The organism is Dongia sp., from assembly GCF_041910485.1.
Classification (GTDB): Bacteria; Pseudomonadota; Alphaproteobacteria; order Dongiales; family Dongiaceae; genus Dongia.
In genome coordinates, this window is record NZ_JAYRQR010000035.1 from 246676 (window position 1) to 265563 (window position 18888).

The window sequence follows — 18888 nt, forward strand, 5'->3', positions numbered from 1 at the left end:
AGCAAGAAAGTCCGATGCGTGATCCTGGTCATGTCGTCCCCCTGTCTAGAACAAGTTGAAGCCTCTTACATTGTGCGGATATTCCACGCTCTTTGCGCGTATTACACTATGCACCCTTTTTTTTAGCTGTGCAGCGGATTGTGAGCGTGGCCTGCCTGAATTTGCGGCATTGGCAGCGCGTCGCCCGGGTCCCTTTTAAGGAATGGGTTCGATCTGCTCGTTAACGTGCTGGCTCTTCACCCGCTCGCGGTAGAGGACGAAGAGGCCGCTGGCGATGATGAGGAGGTTGCCGATGAGGATGGGCGGTGTCGGCGTGTCGGCAAAGACGATCCAGCCGAGGATCGTGGCCCAGAGGATCGCGGAATATTGCAAGGGCGCCAGCAGCGAGGCGGGGGCCAGCGACAGGGCCTTGGTGATGAGCATGAAGCAGCCGCAGGCAACGAGGCCGACCAGCGCCATGAGGGCGAAATCGAGGAGGCTCGGCGTCACCCAGCCGATGGGCGCGGTGACGGCGCCGACCAGGCCGCAGCCGATGAACTGCCAGGCGACCAAGGTCACCCAATGGCAATCGCGCAGCCGCCGTGTGATGACTAGCGCCAGGGCAAAACAGGCCGCACCGAACAGCGCCACCAGGGCCGAAGGTGAAAAGGCGGCGCTGGTCGGCTGCAGCGCGATGACGACACCGACGAAGCCCACCAGGATCGCCGCCCAGCGCCTGACGCCCACTTGTTCCTTCAGGAGGAGCGCCGAGGCCGCCGTGATGATGAGCGGTCCGGACATGTAGAAGGTCATGACATCCGCCAAGGGCAGCGCCTTGGTCGAGAAATAGAAGGAGAAACTGTCGCCGACCAGGAAGGCGATGCGCAACAGATGCAGCCACCCCTGCCCCTTCGGCAGCTTCAACGTCGCCCCGGTCGAACGCGCCAGCATGATAAGCAACAACCCGGCACCGAGCGAGCGGATCAGCATCAGCTCCGTCACCGTGTAATCGGTGACGAGCCACTTGCCGAGCGCATCATTGGCCGCAAAGAGTGCGACACCGGTGAGATAAAAAACGATGCCGCGGGATTGGGGGGACATGGGGGGACCGGTTGATGTGGTAGGGCGTTGGCCATATCTAGCCGTTATGTTCGGCGATGGCCATGACGATCATGCCCCTTACCATATCGTCATGGCCCGCTTCAGGCGGGCCATCCACGAGTTTATAGCCGCACGAGGAAAGCAACTCGTGGATGCCCCGGCCAAGCCGAGGCATAACAGCGTGGGTGGAGCCGGGTCGCCGTCCGCCCCTACTGCATCAGCTTGCGGAAGTTCTCCATTTTGGCTTTGAGCAGGTCGGCGGTGGCGGCGAGGCTTTGGGAGATTTCGGTGAGTTCGCCGGCCATGTTGCCCGTCGTCCGCGCGGCGTCGGCAACGCCGACGATGGCGGCGGAGACTTCCTTGGTGGCGGCCGATTGCTCCTCGACCGCGCCGGAGATCGACGTGTTCACTTCGCTGACGGCGCTGATGACGGATTCGATCTGGTGGATCGACGCGGCCGTCTGGCCGCTGGCCCCCTTCATCTCCTCGATCTCGCCGTGGATTTCCTTGGTCGCGTTGGCGGTCTGGGTGGCGAGTGCCTTGACCTCGGTCGCCACCACGGCGAAGCCCTTGCCGGCCTCGCCCGCGCGTGCTGCCTCGATGGTCGCGTTGAGGGCCAGCAGATTGGTCTGGCTGGCGATCTCGTTGATGATGCCGGTAACGCTGCTGACCTTCTCGCTGGCCGCGGTGAGGCGATCCACCATGTGTCCCGATTCCTGCGCGCTCTTGACCGCGGCATCGGCGATACGCGCGGCCTCGACAACCTGGCGGCTGATTTCGTTGACCGAGGCGGAGAGTTCCTCGGCCGCCGTCGAAACGGATCCGGCCAGATTGTCGGCGCTCTGCGCCGTGGCACTGAGGCTGGTCGATGCCGTACTCAGGGTCGTCACCAGACCGTTCATTTCGCCGACGGAGGCCAGCACGTCGTCCATGACCTTGAGCACGGCCTGGATGCGGGCGGTGATGTCGGTCGCGAACTTGACGACCTTGCAGGGGCGGCCGTTGAAATCGAGGATCGGGTTGTAGGTCGCTTCGATCCAGACGGTGCGGCCGCCCTTGGCAACGCGCTGGAAACGCGCCGCTTCATATTCGCCGGCGCGCAGCCGCGCCCAGAAATCGCGATATTCCGGCGAGCCGCGGTATTTGGAATCGACGAACATGGAATGATGCTGGCCGACGATCTCGTCGAGGCGATATCCCATCACGTTGAGGAAGTTCTCATTGGCCGTCAGAATGCGCCCGTCCATGTCGAACTCGATCACCGCCTGCGAGCGCGAAATGGCGTCGACCTTGCCGAGCAGTTCGAGATATTCGAGACGCTTTGCCGTGACGTCGGTCGCAAACTTCACGACCTTATAGGGAACGCCCTTCTGATCGAGCACCGGATTGTAGCTGGCTTCGATCCAGACTTCCTTGCCATCCTTGCGGATACGTTTGAACTCGGCGACCTGATGCTTTCCGCTGCGCAATTCCTGCCAGAAGGCGGCATAGGACGGCGCATTGCGATCGGCTTCATCGACGAACATGCTGTGATGGCGCCCGACCACTTCGGCCAGCGTGTAGCCCATCACCCTGAGGAAGTTCTCATTGGCCGTGAGAATCTTGCCGTCGAGATCGAACTCGATCTCGGCGAGAGAACGCTGCAGCGAATTGTAGATCGCCATCGGGTCGCGGTTGAATGTGATCACGCCCATCCGTTCTTCCTTTCAAGATCGCAGTCGCCGGCAGAATAGGAATGCGTCACCCCGGGCGCCGTTACCCACGCCCATCCATGCGCTAGTTTTACGTGCGATTGCTTAATTTGTCGTATATGGCGCCGGATGGGCTCTATTCGCTACTAGGAGGCACTTCCTCCGACAATCCTTGTTGCACAAAGATGCAGCTACTGGTTGAGAGCGGCGATATCGTCGGATCGTTCAATGAGCAGGACAGGTTAGCCAAATCGCTTTGAGCAATGGCTGAACATCGTTGGTTGTTGCGAGGCGAGATTCTATTCCGCGTCCGCGCGCGCTGTTGTTAACGATAGATATACGCGACAGATTTTTTCGTCGCACTGCGGCAGGAACGAAATCACCGCAAGCCTATGCACCAAAGGCGATACGCCGCCGCCTCACCATCGAATGGCAACGGCGAGCTATGAGTACCGGGTCGATGCAGTCTAAGCCGCGGGATTGCCGGAAAACTCGTCGAAGGCCCGCAGAGCGTCTGCCGCATACATCAGCGAAGGACCACCGCCCATATAAATGGCCATGGCCAGCGCCTCGCCTACTTCTTCGCGGGTCGCGCCAAGACGGACAAGTGTGCGGGAATGAAAGCCGAGGCAGCCGTCGCAATGGCCGGCCACACCGAGGGCGAGGGCGATCAGCTCCTTGGTCTTCTCATCGAGCGCCTTGGTCTGCGTCGCCCCCTTGGCCATCGCCGAGAAGCCGGCCATCGTCTCGGGGATGAGCTTGTGCAGCTCCTTCGTATAGAGGCTGATATCGCCAATGATGGCCTTGTATTCCTTGCTCATGCCCATTCCTTTCCGGTCCAGGTTGCGATCGATGGAACGAAGATAAGGCCAGCCAGACGCCAATTCGACCGTGGATGCTGTATGGAAGGCGCGGCCAAGCGCCTCAGGCATCAAAAATCGTCAGAACCCGCAGACGCCGCCGCCATCGACGGAAAGGATGGCGCCGTTGACGAAGCTCGCCTGATCGGAGGCGAGATAGAGGATGGCGTCGGCCACTTCCCGGGGTGTCGCCATGCGTCCCATAGGTGCCCGGGCCCGCGCCTTGACGAGATAGTCGGCCGCATTGCCGCTGGCCCTGGCGGCCCCGGCGATCATGTCGGTATCGACATTGCCGGGGGCGACGCAATTGATGCGGATGGTGTGCGCGAGTTCCAGCACCATCGCGCGGCTCATGTTGATGACGGCGGCCTTCGAGGCCGAATAGGCCGCCCCCAGCGGATAGCCGATGATGCCGGCGTCGGAAGCAAGATTGACGATGTTGCCGCGATTCTTCTTCAGCTCAGGCAGGGCCGCCTGCGAACAGAAGAAGGTGCCGGCGACGTTGGTCTCCATGATGCGGTCCCAATGTTCCTGGTCCACGGCCTCGACCGGCACCTCGGCGAAATAGCCGGCCGAATTCACCAAGATGTCGAGGCCGCCGAGGCCGATCTCTGCTGCCACCACCACCTTGGCGCACGCCGCGCGCGAACCGACGGGGCCGACGGCGGGAACGATGCGGGCGCCGGGATGGGCGGCGGCGAAGGCATCATAGGAGTCCTGGCTGCGCGCACCCACGGCGACATGGGCGCCTTCTTTCAGGAAGGCCTCGACCGTGGCGGCGCCGATGCCGCGCGCCCCACCCGTCACCAGCACCCTTTTGCCTGCAAAACGCATGTCCCGTCCTTCCCGCAACGCCTGATCCCGTGGGGCCGGCAGCTTGGCGCCGGCCAAATTCCCGCCGCTTGATGAAAGAGGACGAGGTGCGACCCGATGCATCAAAATGCATGTTCGGTTCGATGGTCCCATGACCCTCATAAAAAGACAAACGGAGGCTTTGGTCATGAAGGCAGTGAGCGAGACAGCGAGCGGCATCCGGGTGCGGCGTCTCGCCGGACGCATCGGCGCCGAGCTCTCCAACATCAAGCTCACCGGCGGCCTGTCGCGACAGCAGGTCGAGGAGATCCGCCAGGCGCTGCTCGCCAACCGCGTCATCTTCTTCCGCGACCAGAACGATTTCAGCGATGTCGACCAGGAAGCCTTCGCCAACATGCTGGGCGGGCTGGTCCCGCACCCGACCGAGCAGGTGCGCCAGGGATCGGCCGGCATCCTGGAACTCGATGCGGCAGCGGGCAACGGCAAGGCCGATGTGTGGCACACCGATGTGACCTTCGTCGACGCCTATCCGCGCTATTCGGTGCTGCGCGCGATGCGCATTCCCGAAGTGGGCGGCGACACACTCTGGGCCAACACGGTCGCGGCCTATGACGATCTTTCGCCGCAATTGAAGGCGCTCGCCGAAAGCCTCTGGGCGGTGCATTCCAACAAATACGATTATGCCGCCCAGCATGCGGCGGCCACACCTGAGGAAGCTGCGCATTACGAGAAGGTCTTCGCCTCCCAGGTCTACGAGGCGGAACATCCGGTGGTGCGCATCCACCCCGAAACAGGCGAGAAGACATTGGTGCTGGGCTATTTCATCCAGCGCTTCGTCGGGCACAACCACATCGATTCCAACCTGCTTTTCACCCTGCTGCAGAACCATGTGATCCGCATGGAGAACATCGTGCGCTGGAACTGGCGGGTGGGCGATGTCGCCATCTGGGACAATCAGGCGACCCAGCATTACGCGATGAACGATTACGGCAAGGAGAACCGCACCATGCGCCGTGTCACCATCGCCGGTGAGGTGCCGGTCAGCGTCGATGGCCGCTATTCGCGCATGCTGAAGGCGCCACTGAAGGCAGCGGAGTGATCATCAAGGCCGAAGAGCTTCAGGGCCGGTGGAACCTGCCGCCGGTCATCGGTTCAGGCACGCCGGTCGTGGTCGGGAAGCTCAATGGCAGGCCGGCGCGGCTGCGCAGCGCCAGATAGGCAAAGGCCTGCGCTTCGAGCGCGTCGCCGTCCCAGCCCACCTGCTCGACGCCTTTGACCGGGGCATCGAGCCGTTCTTCCAAAGCCTCCATCAGAACCGGGTTGTGCCGCCCGCCGCCGCAGATGAGCCACACCTGCGCCGGTGCCGGGAAGTGGTAGACGGCGCGGGCGATCGAGGCTGCTGTAAAAGCAGTCAGGGTCGCGGCACCGTCGGCGACCGAGAGATGATCGGCCAGCGTCGAATGGAAGGCGTTACGGTCGAGCGATTTCGGCGCCTTCTGATCGAAGAAGGGGTGGCTGAGAAGATGCGCCAGCACGTCCTCGTCGATACGGCCACCGCGTGCCGTGGCTCCGCCGCGATCGACCGGCACGTTGCGGTGCCGCTGCATCCAATCGTCGATGAGGGCATTGCCCGGACCGGTGTCGAAAGCGAGCAGCAACCCGTCGGGCCCGACCCAGGTCACGTTGGCAACACCGCCGATATTGAGCACGGCAACGGGGCGCGGCACGTCGGCCGGCAGAGACGCCACCAGCGCCTGATGGAAGACGGGGACGAGCGGCGCCCCCTGCCCGCCTGCCGCGACATCGGCCGAGCGGAAATCATTGACGACAGGGATGCCGGTGAGCTCGGCCAGCAGTTTGCCGTCGCCGATCTGCCAAGTGCGGCGCTGGTGCGGCGCATGATGGATGGTCTGGCCGTGGAAGCCGAGGATCTCGATATCGGCCGGTTTCAGCCCGGCGCGTTCGAGGAGGTTGAGCGTCGCCACGGCATGGCGCTCGGTGAGGATGCGTTCGACCTCGGCGATCTCGTCGGCCGGGGCCTTGCCGCCATAGAGGCCGACCAGCCGGGCACGGAAGGCAGGGTCATAGGGTTCCAAGAGAGCCGGTCCGAAACGGTAGATATGCGTGGCGTCGGCCTCGATCAGGGCGGCATCGACCCCGTCGGCGCTGGTCCCGCTCATCAGCCCGATCGCCCATTTTCCCGGCATTTCCTTGATTCCCAATCATTTCCCAGGCGATTCCGGCACCGCTTGGCCCCTATCCGGCGAATGTGTTACATGACCGGCCGCAAGACAAGAAGCGAGACCATCCGGAAGTCGATGATGAGCAGCTACCAGCCCAAATCCCCGTTCCTGCGCGATTTCGTGGCGCGCGGATACCTCCATCAATGCACCAACATGGAGGAGCTTGATCAGGCGGCCCTGGGGCCCAAGCCGCTCATCGCCTATATCGGTTTCGACGCCACGGCGGATTCGCTCCATGTCGGGTCAATGGTGCAGATCATGATGCTGCGCCTGCTGCAGAAAACAGGCGGCAAGCCGATCGTGCTCATGGGCGGCGGCACCACCAAGGTCGGCGATCCGACGGGCCGCGATGACATGCGCAAGGTGCTGACCGATGCCGACATCGCCAGCAACATCGCCGGCATCAAGAAGATCTTCTCGAAATTCCTCACCTTCGGCGACGGCCCGACCGACGCGGTGATGGTCAACAATGACGAATGGCTGGCGAAGCTCAACTATCTCGAATTCCTGCGCGACTACGGCCGGCATTTCTCGGTCAACCGCATGCTGGCCTTTGACTCGGTGAAGCTGCGGCTCGAACGCGAGCAGGCCCTTACCTTCCTCGAATTCAATTACATGATCCTGCAGGCCTACGATTTCCTGGAACTGGCGCGGCGGCAGAATTGCGTGCTGCAGCTGGGCGGGTCGGACCAGTGGGGCAACATCGTCAACGGCGTGGAACTGGCGCGGCGCTGCGATGACAAAGCCGTCTACGGCCTCACCTCGCCGCTCATTACCCTGGCCTCCGGTGCCAAGATGGGCAAGAGCGCCAACGGTGCGGTCTGGCTCAACGAGGAGCGCCTCTCGGCCTATGATTACTGGCAGTTCTGGCGCAACACCGAGGATGCCGATGTGGGCCGCTTCCTCAAGCTCTTCACCGATCTGCCGCTCGAAGAAATCGCGCGCCTGGAAAAACTGCAGGGCGCCGAGATCAACGAGGCGAAGATCATCCTCGCCGACGAAGCGACCAAGATGTGCCGTGGCGCCGATGCCGCCGCCGACGCCAAGGAAACCGCACGCAAGGTCTTCGTCGAGGGCGGCCTCGGTGGCGAGCTGCCGACCATTGAGGTGCCGCGTGGGGATCTGGCTGCCGGTATCGCGGTGATCGATCTGCTGGTGCAGGCCGGCCTTGCCGCCTCGAAGAGCGAAGCGCGGCGCCTCATCAAGGGGAACGGCGCCAAGCTCAACGATCAGGCGATCGGCGACGATGCGCTGAAAGTCGGCACCGGCGATCTCAATGCCGAGGGCGTCATCAAGCTGTCGGCCGGCAAGAAGAAGCATGCGGTGGTGAAGGTCGGGTGAGCGATCTGCCCGGGTAGTGATTTTCAATTGCCGACACCCCCACCCTACCCTCCCCCTGAAGGGAGAGGGTTTTGAGCGAGGTGGTTCGATAGAGTTTGGTGCCAAAGCCCCACTCCCTTCAGGGGTTGGGGTGGGGGCAGTGCCGCGCAGCTACTTACGCCACCCCTTGAGCCGGCGGGCGGCTTCGGCCATGTCGTCGGTGGCACCCGAAAAGCAGAAGCGCATGAAATGACGCCCGCGCGCCGGGTCGAAATCTATGCCCGGCGTCGCCGCGACCCCCGTCTCGCTCAACATGCGGCGGCAGAAATCGAGGCTGTCGTTGGTGAGCCGCGCCACATTGGCGTAGATGTAGAAGGCCCCATCGGTGGTGATGAGATCATCGAAGCCGGCACGCGGCAGTTCATTGAGGAGGAGTTCCCGGTTGCGCGCATAGCGGGCGACGTTGGCTTCGAGTTCCTCATGTGCGTCAAAGGCCGCGACGCCGGCGCTCTGCGACAGAGCCGGCGCCGAGATGAAGAAATTCTGCAGCAGCCGCTCGGTGGCCTTCACCAGATCATCGGGCAGCACCATCCAACCCAGCCGCCAGCCGGTCATGCTGAAATATTTCGAAAAGCTGTTGATGACGATGGCGCCTGCCTCGTTGGCTGCGGAGGTCGCCTTCGTGCCAAAGGTGATGCCGTGATAGATTTCGTCTGAGATGAGGCGCACGCCCTTCTGCGCGCACCAAGCGGCGATCGCACTGAGATCGGCCGGCGCCACCACGGCACCGACCGGGTTCGATGGCGACGCCAGGATAAGCCCATCGAGCTTTCCCTCGACCGCTTCGAGATCGGCAATGGTCGGTTGGAACTTGGTCGCCGCATGCGCTTCGATCAGCACCGGCTCAAGCCCGAGGGCAGTCAGGATATGACGGTAGCAGGGATAGCCCGGCATGGCCAGCGCCACCCTGTCGCCCGGGTCGAAGGCGGCCAGAAAGCTGAGCAGGAAACCACCCGACGAGCCGGTGGTGACGGCAATCCGCGCCGCAGGTACATCAAGCCCATAGAAATCGCGGTAATGGCGCGAGATGCGGGCGCGCAAGGCCGGTGTCCCCAACGCATCGGTATAGCCGATGAGCTCCCGATCCAGCGCACGCCTGGCGGCCTCCAACACCAGACGCGGTGCCGGGGTTGAAGGCTGCCCGACTTCCATATGCAGGACATCGCCGCCGCCGGCCGCGCGCTCGTTGGCCGAGCGCATCACCTCCATCACGATGAAGGGATCGATGGCGGCGCGGCGCGATTGCTTTAGCGCCATGATCCGGCCTTATTCCTGCCCAAGGATCGAGCCCAGACCATAGCCGCGGTAATCGTTCCTGATCTGGCAGGAATCGGGATCCGACGGATTGCCCTCGGCACAGAAGATGGCGTTGATACGACCGATGCGAACACCGGATTGCTCATCGACCTGCTGGTCGCCTGAATCGAAGGCACGCGGCAATTGCATCGCTTGATCGAGCGGCATCGCCCGCCGCATGACCGCATCGAGCAGCAGCGCCTCGGAGACCGCCGCCGGTGCACCACCGGCCCCTGCCGCGGCAAAGAACATCTGGCCATTGTGCTTGCTCGCCACCATAACCGGCGACAAGGTCGAGAAACCGACCCCTTGATCGTTCGGCGCCGGGGCGAGGACGATGCCGGTCCCTTGTGCCGCGCGCGCGGCACCGAAGGGCGCGTTCATGGTGAAGGCGCAGGCAACGGCGACACCATCGGAATCGACGGCGACGATCGATGCGGCGCTGGTGTTTTCCTGCGGCAGCGTGGCACTGGCCCGCGCCGCAAGTTCCTTGACGGCGCCAGGCGAGAGCAACTCGGCCGGGTTGCCGGCCGCAAGACCATCTGGCTGCATCCAGACCGAACGTGCCTGCATGATCTGACGCGAAAGGGCGGCCTGGCCGCTCGGCGAATTGTCGGCACCGTCCAGCATCGCCACGGCCTGGGCCGTCATGACACCACCGGAGGCCGGTGGCGGCGCCACGTAGAGGCTAAGATCGGTGAATTGCGCTTCGAGCGGCGCATAGATCTGCACCTTGTAACCACGCAGATCGTCGATGGAGAGGGGCGCACCGATCGCCTGGGCACCTTCGACCAGCTTCTGCCCGAGAAGGCCGCTGTAAAAAGCGTTGACGCCCTGGGCACGGATCTGGCCGAGGCTCGCCGCCAGATCGACCGGCCGCATATTGTCGTTTTCGGCAAGCAGCGTGCCGTCGAGCTTGGTGAAGCTTGCCCGCAAGGTGGGGTCGTCCGTCAGCAGGTGGCCATATTGCTGCAACTCGCGCGCCAGCCCCTTGCTGACCGGCACACCGGTTGTCGCCAGGCCTTCGGCCGGAGCAACGAGGGCAGAAAGCTGCAACTTGCCATAGCGCGCATTGAGTGCCGCCATGCCGCGCACATTGCCGGGAACGGCGACGGCCCCCGCCTTGGCCGCGCGCGGCAGGAAATCGATGACATCGGTCGTCTTCTTGTCGGCATCGTGGGCAATGCAGATGCCGCCACCGCCCAGCCCCGTCGTTGCCGGGCTGGTGACTGCCATCGCGAAATAGGCCGCGACCACGCCGTCCGCGGCATTGCCGCCATTGGCAATGATGGTGCGGCCGATGAGCGCAGCCCTGGGCTCGTCAGCGACCACCCCGGCGCGGAACCCATCGATTTGGGTGGCGTCGGACGCGACCGACCGGGTACTGCCGCAACTGCCGAGCAACAGGGTCGGCAAAAGTGCCACGGCCGTCAGCGCCGCCGCCCCGGCCCGCCGGACATTGTCCGGTCCAACGGCGAATCGACGGTGCCGAATGGCCCGATCATGCATGCAGGTCTCGGGTTGGCCGGTCTCGGGTTGGCCGTTATGATAGGCACCAGACATATGAAACTCCGCCCTGGTCGACATTGTTCGGCCGGGGAAGGCCCCCGAACGCCGGGGGAGAATAAAGAAGGATGCCCGGATTGATCAACCGAGCCAATGCAAGGCGGCCCCAAAGCCGCGGCTGGGCCGTCGGGAAACGCCTTGCGACCATTGGCCTGGCTGCCCTCCTCTGCGCCGCCGGACCGGGATTTCCACCCCTGCAGCCAAAGCCGGCTCTTGCCCAATCACGCCCCTTGAGCCTGATCCGGGATGCCGAGATCGAGGCGACGATTCGCCATTACGCCGATCCGCTCTTCCGAGCAGCGGGCCTCGACCCGAACGGCATTCGCGTTCTGCTGGTCAATGACGATTCGATCAACGCCTTCGTAGCTGGCGGGATGCGGCTGTTCATCAACACCGGTCTGCTGATCCAGTCTGACAGCCCGAACCAGGTCAAGGGCGTCATCGCGCACGAGACCGGCCACATTGCCGGCGCACATTTGTCACGCCTCCAGGACGAACTGAAGAACGCCACGATCGAGCAGATCATCGGCATGGTGCTGGGCGCCGGCGCCGCGGTCGCCAGCGGCAACGGCGGCGCTGTGGTCGCCGGGGCGACACTTGGGACCGAAATTGCCAAGCGCAACCTGCTCAAATATTCGCGCACCCAGGAATCTGCGGCCGACCAGGCCGGCATGGGATTCCTCGACGCCACTCATCAATCCTCGCGCGGGATGCTGGAATTCTTCCAGAAGCTGGAGGGCCAGGAGTTCCTGCTGGGACAGAACCAGGATCCCTATCTGTTGACCCACCCGCTGACCACGGACCGCATCGATTCCGTTCAGCAGCATGTCGACAATTCGCCCTATAGCGACGCCAAAGACCCCCACGAAGACATGGCGATGCAGGAACGCATGGTGGCGAAGCTCAAAGGCTATATCTGGCCACTGACCCGGGTCGAACAGACCTATCCGGCCAGCGACAAATCGGTCGGTGCCCGCTATGCCCGCGCCATCGCCTATTACCGTGTGAGCCGCGCACCCGAAGCGCTGCAATTGATGGACAGCTTGCTCGCCGAAGCACCCGACGATCCCTTCTTCCTGGAACAGAAAGCACAGATCCTGTTCGAGAACGGCAAGCTTGCCGAGGCGCTGCCACTTTATACGGCCGCCTACAATCAACGCCCGAACGAGCCGCTTCTCGGCCTGGAACTGGCCCAGGCCGAAATCGAACTGGAACAGCCGGAGCTCACCAAGCTGGCGATCAAGCATCTGGAAGGCGTCACCACCATCGAGCCCAGAAATGCGCGCGCCTGGTATTTCCTTTCCGTGGCCTATGGCCGCGATGGCAATCTGCCGATGTCGGCACTGGCACAGGCCGAGCAGGCGATGGCCCAGGGGAATTCACAGGAAGCCTGGGCGCAGGCCAAGCGCGCGCTGGAAGGGATGCCGGCGGGATCGCCCGGCTGGCTGAAGGCCAACGACATCATCACCGAAGCGCAGCAGATCAAAGAAAACAATTAGTCCCGGTCGCGCCGGCACGTCAGCAGGCAGCGATATCAAGCAAGGAAACCACATGTCCAATTTCATGCGTCATCTTCCCAGCCTCGCGGCACTGGCCCTCAGCGCCGCCGCCTTGGCGATCAGTCTCGGGTTGGTCGAGCCGAAGCATGTCTATGACGGGGATGCGAATTTTAGCGAAGCCCAGGTCAACGATATCGGCAAGATTTCGCGCAACTATCTGCTGGAAAATCCGGAAGTCATCCGCGATGCCATCCAGGCCCTGCAGGCAAAGGAAGAGGCGGCGAAGGCCGGGATGCAATCCGAGGCCGTGAAGCAGCACAAGGATGCACTCTATGCCGACGCAGGCGACCCGGTGGCCGGCAATCCGCAAGGCGACGTCACCCTGATCGAGTTCTTCGACTACAAATGCCCTTACTGCAAGCAGGTGACACCGGCGCTGGAAGCCTTGCTGAAGGAGGACGCGAACCTGAAGATCGTGTTCAAGGAATTCCCGATCCTCAGCGACGGGTCAGTCCTCGCCGCCCGTGCGGCGCTCGCGGCGATGAAGCAGGACAAATACCTGCCGCTGCACCAGGCCCTGATGGCCTACCGCGGCGCCCTCGATCTCGGCACGATTACGTCGGTCGCGACCTCGGCCGGGCTCGATGCGCAGAAGCTGCTGGAGGACATGAAGTCGGAAGAGATCGACAAGCAGCTCAAAGCGACGCATGAGCTGGCCCTTGCCCTGTCGATCCGCTCGACGCCGACCTTCATCGTCGGCGACAAGGTGATGCCCGGTGCCATGTCGATCGACGATCTGAAGGGCCTCATCGCCGACGCGCGCAAGGGCTCCTGACGCCTTAGCCCGCTGCCTCAGGTAAACGTTCAGGCCAGCGGGACAGCGCCGGCCTTCATCTGCGCCAGTTCCGCCTCGCCCGGCAGATCGCCGGGTTCGTCGCGATAGGTGCTGGTCCCGTTGATGGGTTGCCCTTGCCATTTCCGCTCCAGCGTAGCGCGCTCCGGCTGGTCCTTGAACCAGCGGATGAACGCGTTGACCTTGGCCAGTAGTTCGTGGCTCGCCCCGGTTGCCGCAACACCAACGGCGTAATACCAGGGGGCGGGGGCGAGATTGCCGGGCAGGAGTTCGATCTTGTCCTTCCACCGGCTCTCAGGCCCGGTCGCAGCCCAATAATAGATCGGCTGGTCGACCGCGAAGGCATCGACGACCTTGTTCACCAGGCAATCGTGGATCTGGCTCTGGTCGGAATAGGCAATGAGATTGGCGAGCCGCACCTTGCCGCCAGGCTTTGCCGCGTTCGCCGCCCAGCGGATGCCGGCCGCTTCAAGGGTCGCGAAGGCGCCGGGATCGTTGATGCAGCCCAGCACCTTGCCGGCCAAATCGGCGACACCGCGGATCTGCTGGTCGCCGGCACGCCGCGCCAGACAGTAATTGAGGTAGGTGTAGCTTTCCGAGAAGGCGGTGCCGCGATAGGCGGCGTTGGGCGGCAGCGCACTCCAGACGAGATCGGCCGGCGCCTCGCCGGGCTTCGCCCCCAGATGCAGCAGCTCGGTGCACTGGTCCCAGGGATATTCGACGAACTCAGCCACCACACCCAACCATTTGGCAAAGGCCGTCGCGTAATCGATATCGAGCCCCATCAACGGTCCGCCGGGTCGCAGGCGGAAGGAAAGGCCGACGAAGGCGGGCTCGACGGCGATGCGGACCTTGCCGCGCGCGCGGATATCAGTGAGGCGGTCGTAGTCGGCGCTGCTCGGCAGGTGATGCTTCTGCAGCACGCGGCGCACGGCATCGGTGCCCAGCTCAAGCGCTGCACCCAGTTCTTCGGCCAGCTGCATCGACCAGCGCGATTTGCCGACGACGCCGTCATTGCGCGAGGTCGCCTGCGGCACCGCCACTGAGATGACGCGGTTATTGTCCTTGAGATCGTCGATGCGGTGGTTTATGGCGTCGAAATTGGCATTGAGCCGGTCAAGCTCGCGTGCGAGATGCCCAGAAATCTCGTTCAGCATCTGGTCGGACTTCGCTGCCGTGCCGGCCACACGCTTCTGCACTTCGCTGAGGTCGATGGAACGGCCGGCTTCCTTGGCACTGTGCATCGTGCGCTGGGCAAGCTGGCGCACTTCGCTCGCAACGACCGCAAAGCCCTTGCCTTGCTCGCCGGCATGGACCGCTTCGATCGTGGCGTTGAGGGCGAGGAGGTTGACCGACTTGGCGATGCTTTCGATCTCGCGCAGCACGGTCATCGCGTCGCCGGCCTTGCTTTCAATGGCGTTCACCACTTGGTCGAGTTCGGCGCGGATATTGGCAACAACGTCGGCCATCTCGGCCGCGAGCTGCTGCCGCAAATCGGCAGCGATACGGCCGCTGGCGAGCACCTCCTCAGTCGAATGGTCGAGGGCGGCACTCATGCGCGCGCTGCGCTCGGCGATCTCGCCCAGGGAGAGGGTCTGCGCCTCCAGCACGCGGGCGATGCCGTGCTGCAGGCTTTCCAGCCCGCCGAGACCGGCTTCGATGAGACGAGAATCAAGGTCGCGGGCGTGAGACGCCCCAGATGAATCCGACACGCTATTCCCCCAGACAGTCCCGGTTCGGTTCCGGTTCAGGCTCGCTTTGGGGCCGATTCCAGCCCCTATCCCGGCTCTTTTGGCCGGATTATAGTCATAATGTGCACTATATTAAAAAATTGTGCATCACATTAAACAGGTTCCGACTTAGTTCTCAAGTCCGGACGCAGGCGCGGTTGCCCTCCCCTGCCGGCACAGCTATAAGGGCGCGAAATCGGCGATTTAGTGCCCGATATCGTTGGGAAATCCGCTCTTGGCCAAAGATCCGACCGTTCTGGTCCTCAACGGACCGAATTTGAACATGCTGGGGCAGCGCCAGCCTGAGGTCTATGGGCGCGAGTCCCTGAAGGATATCGAGGCGGCTTGCGGCGCCAAGGCAAAGGCGCTCGGCCTGACGCTCGATTTCCGCCAGAGCAATATCGAGGGTGAACTGGTGACGTGGCTGCAGCAGGCGCGCGGTCGCGCCGCCGGCATCGTCATCAATCCGGCGGGCTACGGCCACACGTCGGTCGCCCTCCTCGATGCCCTGCTGGTGACGGAACTTCCCGTCATCGAGGTCCATCTGTCCAACATCCACCGGCGAGAGCCGTTCCGCCATCACACCTACACCTCGCAGGCCGCCACCGGCGTCATCTGCGGGCTGGGCAGCCAGGGCTATCTCCTGGCTTTGGAGGCGATGGCCAATCTGATCAAGACGAAGAAGGCACGCGCATGAGCAAGTTCGATATCGATGAAGCCCTGATCCGCAAGCTCGGGAGCCTGCTGAAGGAAACGGGTCTCACGGAGCTTGAACTGGAGAAGGACGGGCAGCGCATCCGCGTCACGTCGCAGGCAGCGCCCGCGACCGTGGTCCATGCCTCGCCGGTTGCCAATGTGACGGCACCCGCGGCGGCGGTGGCACCGGCCAAGGCCGAGGCGGCGAAGAACGCCCTCACCTCGCCCATGGTTGGCACGGCGTATCTGTCGTCGGAGCCCGGCGGCTCCCCCTTCGTGAAGGTGGGCGACCGCGTCTCCAAGGGGCAGACGGTTCTCATCATCGAAGCCATGAAGGTCATGAACCCGATCGCGGCACCGGCCAATGGGGTCGTGAAGGAAGTCCTGGTCCATGATGCGCAGCCGGTCGAGTTCGGCGAGCCGCTTCTGGTCATCGAGTAAGCAAGGGCCGGCCGCGACGATGTTTGAAAAAGTCCTCATCGCCAATCGCGGCGAAATCGCGCTGCGCATCCACCGCGCCTGCCGCGAAATGGGCATCCGCACGGTGGCGGTGCATTCGACCGCCGATGCCGACGCGATGCATGTGCGCCTCGCCGACGAGAGCGTCTGCATCGGCCCGGCCCCGTCGCGCGATTCCTATCTCAACATGGCGGCGATCATTTCGGCCGCGACGATTACCGGCGCCGACGCCATCCATCCCGGCATCGGCTTCCTGTCCGAGAACGCCAAGTTCGCCGCGATGGTCGAAGAGCATGGCTTCACCTTCATCGGCCCCTCGCCTGAACATCTCTCACAGATGGGCGACAAGGTCGAGGCGAAAGCCACGGCGAAGAGGTTCGGCATCCCTTGCGTCCCCGGCTCGGACGGCGCCATCGCCGACGAAGCGGAAGCGGCGCGCGTTGCCGAGGAGATCGGCTATCCGGTCCTCCTCAAGGCGGCGGCCGGCGGCGGCGGCAAGGGCATGAAGGTCGCCAACCATGCGGGCGAGCTCAAGGAAGCCTTGTCGATGGCGAAGGCCGAGGCGAAGGCCGCCTTCGGCAACGACGCCATGTACATGGAAAAATATCTGGGTCATCCGCGCCACATCGAAATCCAGATCCTAGCCGACAATCACGGCAATGCGGTGCATCTGGGCGAGCGCGACTGTTCGCTGCAGCGCCGGCACCAGAAGGTACTGGAAGAAGCCCCCTCGCCCGCCCTCAATGCCGACCAGCGCAAGGAGATCGGCGAGATCGCGGTGAAGGCCGTGAAGGCGATGGGCTATCGCTCGGTCGGCACGATCGAATTCCTGTTCCAGGACGGCAAGTTCTACTTCATCGAGATGAACACGCGTCTGCAGATCGAGCATCCGATCTCGGAGATGATCACCGGCATCGATCTCGTGCGCGAGCAGATCCGCGTCGCCTCCGGAGCGCCCTTGGGTTTCGGCCAGTCGGACATCACCTTCACCGGCCACGCCTTCGAATGCCGCATCAACGCGGAAGACCCGGTGACCTTCATGCCGTCCCCCGGCCTCATCACGGACTTCCACGCCGCGGGCGGTCTCGGCGTCCGAGTCGATTCGGCGCTCTATGCCGGTTACAAGGTGCCGTCCAATTATGACAGCCTCATCGCCAAGCTGGTGGTGCACGGCAAGAGCCGTAACGAAGCCTTGATGCGCGCCCGCCGCGCGCTTGAGGAAATGGTGATTCTGGGCGTCAAAACCAACATTCCGCTGCACCAGCGTCTGGTCGCCGCCCCCGACTTCATCAACGGCGATTACGATATCCGCTGGCTGGAGAAGTTCGTCGGCATTTGACGCTGGCCGGGACCTGCGGCACTCTTGGTGCCGTGGGGTTCACCCGGACAGAAGAGGTGCCGATGTCCAACAGGGTCAGACCGCCGAAGATCACGCCGGACATGCTGCTGCGCGCCTACGCGATCGGCATCTTCCCGATGGCGGAGGCCCGCAACGATCCCGAGCTCTATTGGATCGACCCCGAGCAGCGCGGCATCCTGCCGCTCAACAGCTTCCACATCCCCCGCAGCCTCAAGAAGACCGTGCGGCAGGCCCTGGCCGGCGGCGACGATCAATTCCGCGTCACCTGCGACCAGGCTTTCGAGGACGTCATCGACGGCTGCGCGACCCCGGCCCCGGGCCGCGCGCAGACCTGGATCAACGACACGATCTTCGATCTGTGCCGGCAGCTCTTCCTGATGGGTCACGCCCACAGCGTCGAAGTCTGGCAGAATGAGAAGCTGGTCGGTGGCCTTTACGGCATCAGCTTAGGGGGCGCCTTCTTCGGCGAGAGCATGTTCAGCTGGGCGACCGATGCCAGCAAAGTGGCCCTGGTCCATCTGGTGGCGCGGATGAAGCATGGCGGCTACAGCCTGCTCGACACGCAATTCGTCACCAGGCATCTCAGCCGCTTCGGCGCAGTGGAAATCCCCCGCGACGATTACCGGCAGCAGCTCAACGCCGCCCTGGCGCGGCCGGCGAGCTTCTATTGCGACGTGCCGGATTCGGTCGTGCTGGATTTGCTGGGCGCGGATTCAGCCGGTTGAGACGCAGCCGGCGCATCGTTGGTGCAATCGAGGACCCAAAGATCGTAGACGGGATGTTCCAGCGCCGAGAGGGCGGGGCTGGAAGCAAACATCCAGCCCTGGAAGCGCGGTTGCGGCGCCTCGCCCGGCTTTTCCTCGACCACATCAAGATAGGCCGACGCCTCGGGTGTTTCCTCTGGCGGATGCTTGTCGCAAGCCTTGGCGGTAATCTGCAGCGAGCCGAAGGCGACTGTCCCGCCCACCGGCACGGTGATGGTGGAAACGCGCGCCGTGATCTTGTCCATCGCGCGCAGCACCACATTTTCCTCGGGGATCGCGTGGGCCGCCTGCATGCCGGCGGCACTCAACAGCGCCACCGCTGCAACAGCCATCAGGAACTTCATGACTTCTTTCCGTAGGGATTCTCGAGTTTCGTGACGAGATCGTAGAAGACGGCGCGAATCTGGGCTTCGTCACAGCCCATCAGCACCGCATCTTCCAGCGCGTCCTGCGCCAATTGCCGAATCTCGACTAAATTCTGGTTGAGGACTTTGACCTTTTCGAGGCACGAGACGGGCTGGCCGTCCGGCTGTTTCCAGACCGGGACCTCGAAACCGCTGCTGGCCTTGTCGTTGCTCATTTGCGTCTTTCCGCCTTG

At 63.4% G+C, this 18888-nt stretch carries 18 protein-coding genes; 8 read left to right on the top strand and 10 right to left on the bottom strand.

Features of this window, described 5'->3' with window-relative positions:
- Window positions 1-195 precede the first annotated feature (195 nt).
- From ACE3PP_RS12005 to ACE3PP_RS12020, 4 genes are all read right to left on the bottom strand, one after another.
- Complete coding sequence (locus tag ACE3PP_RS12005; protein ID WP_374382456.1) at window positions 196-1080, bottom strand: DMT family transporter; 885 nt, start codon at window positions 1078-1080, stop codon at window positions 196-198.
- 209 nt (window positions 1081-1289) lie between these two features.
- The gene (locus tag ACE3PP_RS12010; RefSeq protein WP_374382459.1) at window positions 1290-2774 is read right to left on the bottom strand and encodes a PAS domain S-box protein; all 1485 of its coding nucleotides are present in this window, start codon (window positions 2772-2774) and stop codon (window positions 1290-1292) included.
- Window positions 2775-3238: 464 nt separating this feature from the next.
- On the bottom strand, window positions 3239-3592 hold the full coding sequence (locus ACE3PP_RS12015; protein ID WP_374382462.1) for a carboxymuconolactone decarboxylase family protein: 354 nt from the start codon (window positions 3590-3592) through the stop codon (window positions 3239-3241).
- A 120-nt stretch (window positions 3593-3712) separates the two neighbouring features.
- Window positions 3713-4465, bottom strand: a complete 753-nt coding sequence (locus tag ACE3PP_RS12020) for an SDR family NAD(P)-dependent oxidoreductase (protein WP_374382465.1) — start codon at window positions 4463-4465, stop codon at window positions 3713-3715.
- A gap of 166 nt (window positions 4466-4631) precedes the next feature.
- Between ACE3PP_RS12020 and ACE3PP_RS12025 the strand changes: the two genes are divergently transcribed.
- Window positions 4632-5543, top strand: a complete 912-nt coding sequence (locus ACE3PP_RS12025; protein WP_374382469.1) for a TauD/TfdA dioxygenase family protein — start codon at window positions 4632-4634, stop codon at window positions 5541-5543.
- A gap of 19 nt (window positions 5544-5562) precedes the next feature.
- Here the strand turns inward: ACE3PP_RS12025 and ACE3PP_RS12030 are convergent, their stop codons facing one another.
- Window positions 5563-6651 (bottom strand): anhydro-N-acetylmuramic acid kinase, encoded by a 1089-nt coding sequence (locus ACE3PP_RS12030; RefSeq protein ID WP_374382472.1) that lies wholly within the window; start codon window positions 6649-6651, stop codon window positions 5563-5565.
- Between the two features lie 114 nt (window positions 6652-6765).
- Here ACE3PP_RS12030 and tyrS point away from each other — a divergent pair, with 114 nt between their 5' ends.
- Complete coding sequence (gene tyrS, locus ACE3PP_RS12035; RefSeq protein ID WP_374382662.1) at window positions 6766-8028, top strand: tyrosine--tRNA ligase; 1263 nt, start codon at window positions 6766-6768, stop codon at window positions 8026-8028.
- 150 nt (window positions 8029-8178) lie between these two features.
- On the opposite strand, the gene ACE3PP_RS12040 is transcribed toward tyrS, so the two are convergent.
- Window positions 8179-9324 carry a pyridoxal phosphate-dependent aminotransferase gene (locus tag ACE3PP_RS12040; protein ID WP_374382475.1) on the bottom strand — a complete coding sequence of 382 codons (1146 nt, stop codon included), beginning with the start codon at window positions 9322-9324 and terminating at the stop codon, window positions 8179-8181.
- A 9-nt stretch (window positions 9325-9333) separates the two neighbouring features.
- Window positions 9334-10926, bottom strand: a complete 1593-nt coding sequence (locus ACE3PP_RS12045; protein ID WP_374382478.1) for a gamma-glutamyltransferase — start codon at window positions 10924-10926, stop codon at window positions 9334-9336.
- Between the two features lie 71 nt (window positions 10927-10997).
- Here ACE3PP_RS12045 and ACE3PP_RS12050 point away from each other — a divergent pair, with 71 nt between their 5' ends.
- The gene (locus ACE3PP_RS12050) at window positions 10998-12428 is read left to right on the top strand and encodes a M48 family metalloprotease (protein WP_374382481.1); all 1431 of its coding nucleotides are present in this window, start codon (window positions 10998-11000) and stop codon (window positions 12426-12428) included.
- A 52-nt stretch (window positions 12429-12480) separates the two neighbouring features.
- The gene (locus ACE3PP_RS12055) at window positions 12481-13263 is read left to right on the top strand and encodes a DsbA family protein (protein ID WP_374382485.1); all 783 of its coding nucleotides are present in this window, start codon (window positions 12481-12483) and stop codon (window positions 13261-13263) included.
- Between the two features lie 29 nt (window positions 13264-13292).
- Here ACE3PP_RS12055 and ACE3PP_RS12060 read toward each other — a convergent pair whose 3' ends face one another.
- Window positions 13293-14993, bottom strand: a complete 1701-nt coding sequence (locus tag ACE3PP_RS12060; RefSeq protein ID WP_374382488.1) for a methyl-accepting chemotaxis protein — start codon at window positions 14991-14993, stop codon at window positions 13293-13295.
- Between the two features lie 253 nt (window positions 14994-15246).
- Here ACE3PP_RS12060 and aroQ point away from each other — a divergent pair, with 253 nt between their 5' ends.
- The 4 genes from aroQ (at window position 15247) to aat (ending at window position 18251) form a co-directional block, all read left to right on the top strand.
- Window positions 15247-15708 carry a type II 3-dehydroquinate dehydratase gene (gene aroQ, locus ACE3PP_RS12065; protein ID WP_374382491.1) on the top strand — a complete coding sequence of 154 codons (462 nt, stop codon included), beginning with the start codon at window positions 15247-15249 and terminating at the stop codon, window positions 15706-15708.
- Window positions 15705-16148, top strand: coding sequence for an acetyl-CoA carboxylase biotin carboxyl carrier protein (gene accB / locus ACE3PP_RS12070; protein ID WP_374382494.1), 444 nt, complete (start codon window positions 15705-15707; stop codon window positions 16146-16148). The genes aroQ and accB overlap by 4 nt, the downstream gene beginning before the upstream one ends.
- A gap of 19 nt (window positions 16149-16167) precedes the next feature.
- The gene (accC, locus tag ACE3PP_RS12075) at window positions 16168-17505 is read left to right on the top strand and encodes an acetyl-CoA carboxylase biotin carboxylase subunit (protein ID WP_374382497.1); all 1338 of its coding nucleotides are present in this window, start codon (window positions 16168-16170) and stop codon (window positions 17503-17505) included.
- A 62-nt stretch (window positions 17506-17567) separates the two neighbouring features.
- Window positions 17568-18251, top strand: coding sequence for a leucyl/phenylalanyl-tRNA--protein transferase (gene aat / locus ACE3PP_RS12080; RefSeq protein ID WP_374382499.1), 684 nt, complete (start codon window positions 17568-17570; stop codon window positions 18249-18251).
- Here the strand turns inward: aat and ACE3PP_RS12085 are convergent.
- Both ACE3PP_RS12085 and ACE3PP_RS12090 read right to left on the bottom strand, forming a co-directional pair.
- A complete protein-coding gene (locus tag ACE3PP_RS12085; RefSeq protein ID WP_374382502.1) occupies window positions 18191-18634 on the bottom strand; it encodes a DUF2155 domain-containing protein in 444 nt (147 codons plus the stop codon). The two genes, aat and ACE3PP_RS12085, sit on opposite strands and share 61 nt — an antisense overlap.
- Complete coding sequence (locus tag ACE3PP_RS12090) at window positions 18631-18870, bottom strand: hypothetical protein (protein ID WP_374382505.1); 240 nt, start codon at window positions 18868-18870, stop codon at window positions 18631-18633. Before ACE3PP_RS12090 ends, ACE3PP_RS12085 begins: the two co-directional genes overlap by 4 nt.
- Window positions 18871-18888 lie beyond the last annotated feature (18 nt).

Bases quoted from the DNA above. Each gene is read 5' to 3' on its own strand.
- ACE3PP_RS12005 (WP_374382456.1), bottom strand. From the start codon at position 1,080: ATGTCCCCCCAATCCCGCGGCATCGTTTTTTATCTCACCGGTGTCGCA.
- ACE3PP_RS12010 (WP_374382459.1), bottom strand. From the start codon at position 2,774: ATGGGCGTGATCACATTCAACCGCGACCCGATGGCGATCTACAATTCG.
- ACE3PP_RS12015 (WP_374382462.1), bottom strand. From the start codon at position 3,592: ATGAGCAAGGAATACAAGGCCATCATTGGCGATATCAGCCTCTATACG.
- ACE3PP_RS12020 (WP_374382465.1), bottom strand. From the start codon at position 4,465: ATGCGTTTTGCAGGCAAAAGGGTGCTGGTGACGGGTGGGGCGCGCGGC.
- ACE3PP_RS12025 (WP_374382469.1), top strand. From the start codon at position 4,632: ATGAAGGCAGTGAGCGAGACAGCGAGCGGCATCCGGGTGCGGCGTCTC.
- ACE3PP_RS12030 (WP_374382472.1), bottom strand. From the start codon at position 6,651: ATGCCGGGAAAATGGGCGATCGGGCTGATGAGCGGGACCAGCGCCGAC.
- tyrS (WP_374382662.1), top strand. From the start codon at position 6,766: ATGAGCAGCTACCAGCCCAAATCCCCGTTCCTGCGCGATTTCGTGGCG.
- ACE3PP_RS12040 (WP_374382475.1), bottom strand. From the start codon at position 9,324: ATGGCGCTAAAGCAATCGCGCCGCGCCGCCATCGATCCCTTCATCGTG.
- ACE3PP_RS12045 (WP_374382478.1), bottom strand. From the start codon at position 10,926: ATGTCTGGTGCCTATCATAACGGCCAACCCGAGACCGGCCAACCCGAG.
- ACE3PP_RS12050 (WP_374382481.1), top strand. From the start codon at position 10,998: ATGCCCGGATTGATCAACCGAGCCAATGCAAGGCGGCCCCAAAGCCGC.
- ACE3PP_RS12055 (WP_374382485.1), top strand. From the start codon at position 12,481: ATGTCCAATTTCATGCGTCATCTTCCCAGCCTCGCGGCACTGGCCCTC.
- accB (WP_374382494.1), top strand. From the start codon at position 15,705: ATGAGCAAGTTCGATATCGATGAAGCCCTGATCCGCAAGCTCGGGAGC.
- accC (WP_374382497.1), top strand. From the start codon at position 16,168: ATGTTTGAAAAAGTCCTCATCGCCAATCGCGGCGAAATCGCGCTGCGC.
- aat (WP_374382499.1), top strand. From the start codon at position 17,568: ATGTCCAACAGGGTCAGACCGCCGAAGATCACGCCGGACATGCTGCTG.
- ACE3PP_RS12085 (WP_374382502.1), bottom strand. From the start codon at position 18,634: ATGAAGTTCCTGATGGCTGTTGCAGCGGTGGCGCTGTTGAGTGCCGCC.
- ACE3PP_RS12090 (WP_374382505.1), bottom strand. From the start codon at position 18,870: ATGAGCAACGACAAGGCCAGCAGCGGTTTCGAGGTCCCGGTCTGGAAA.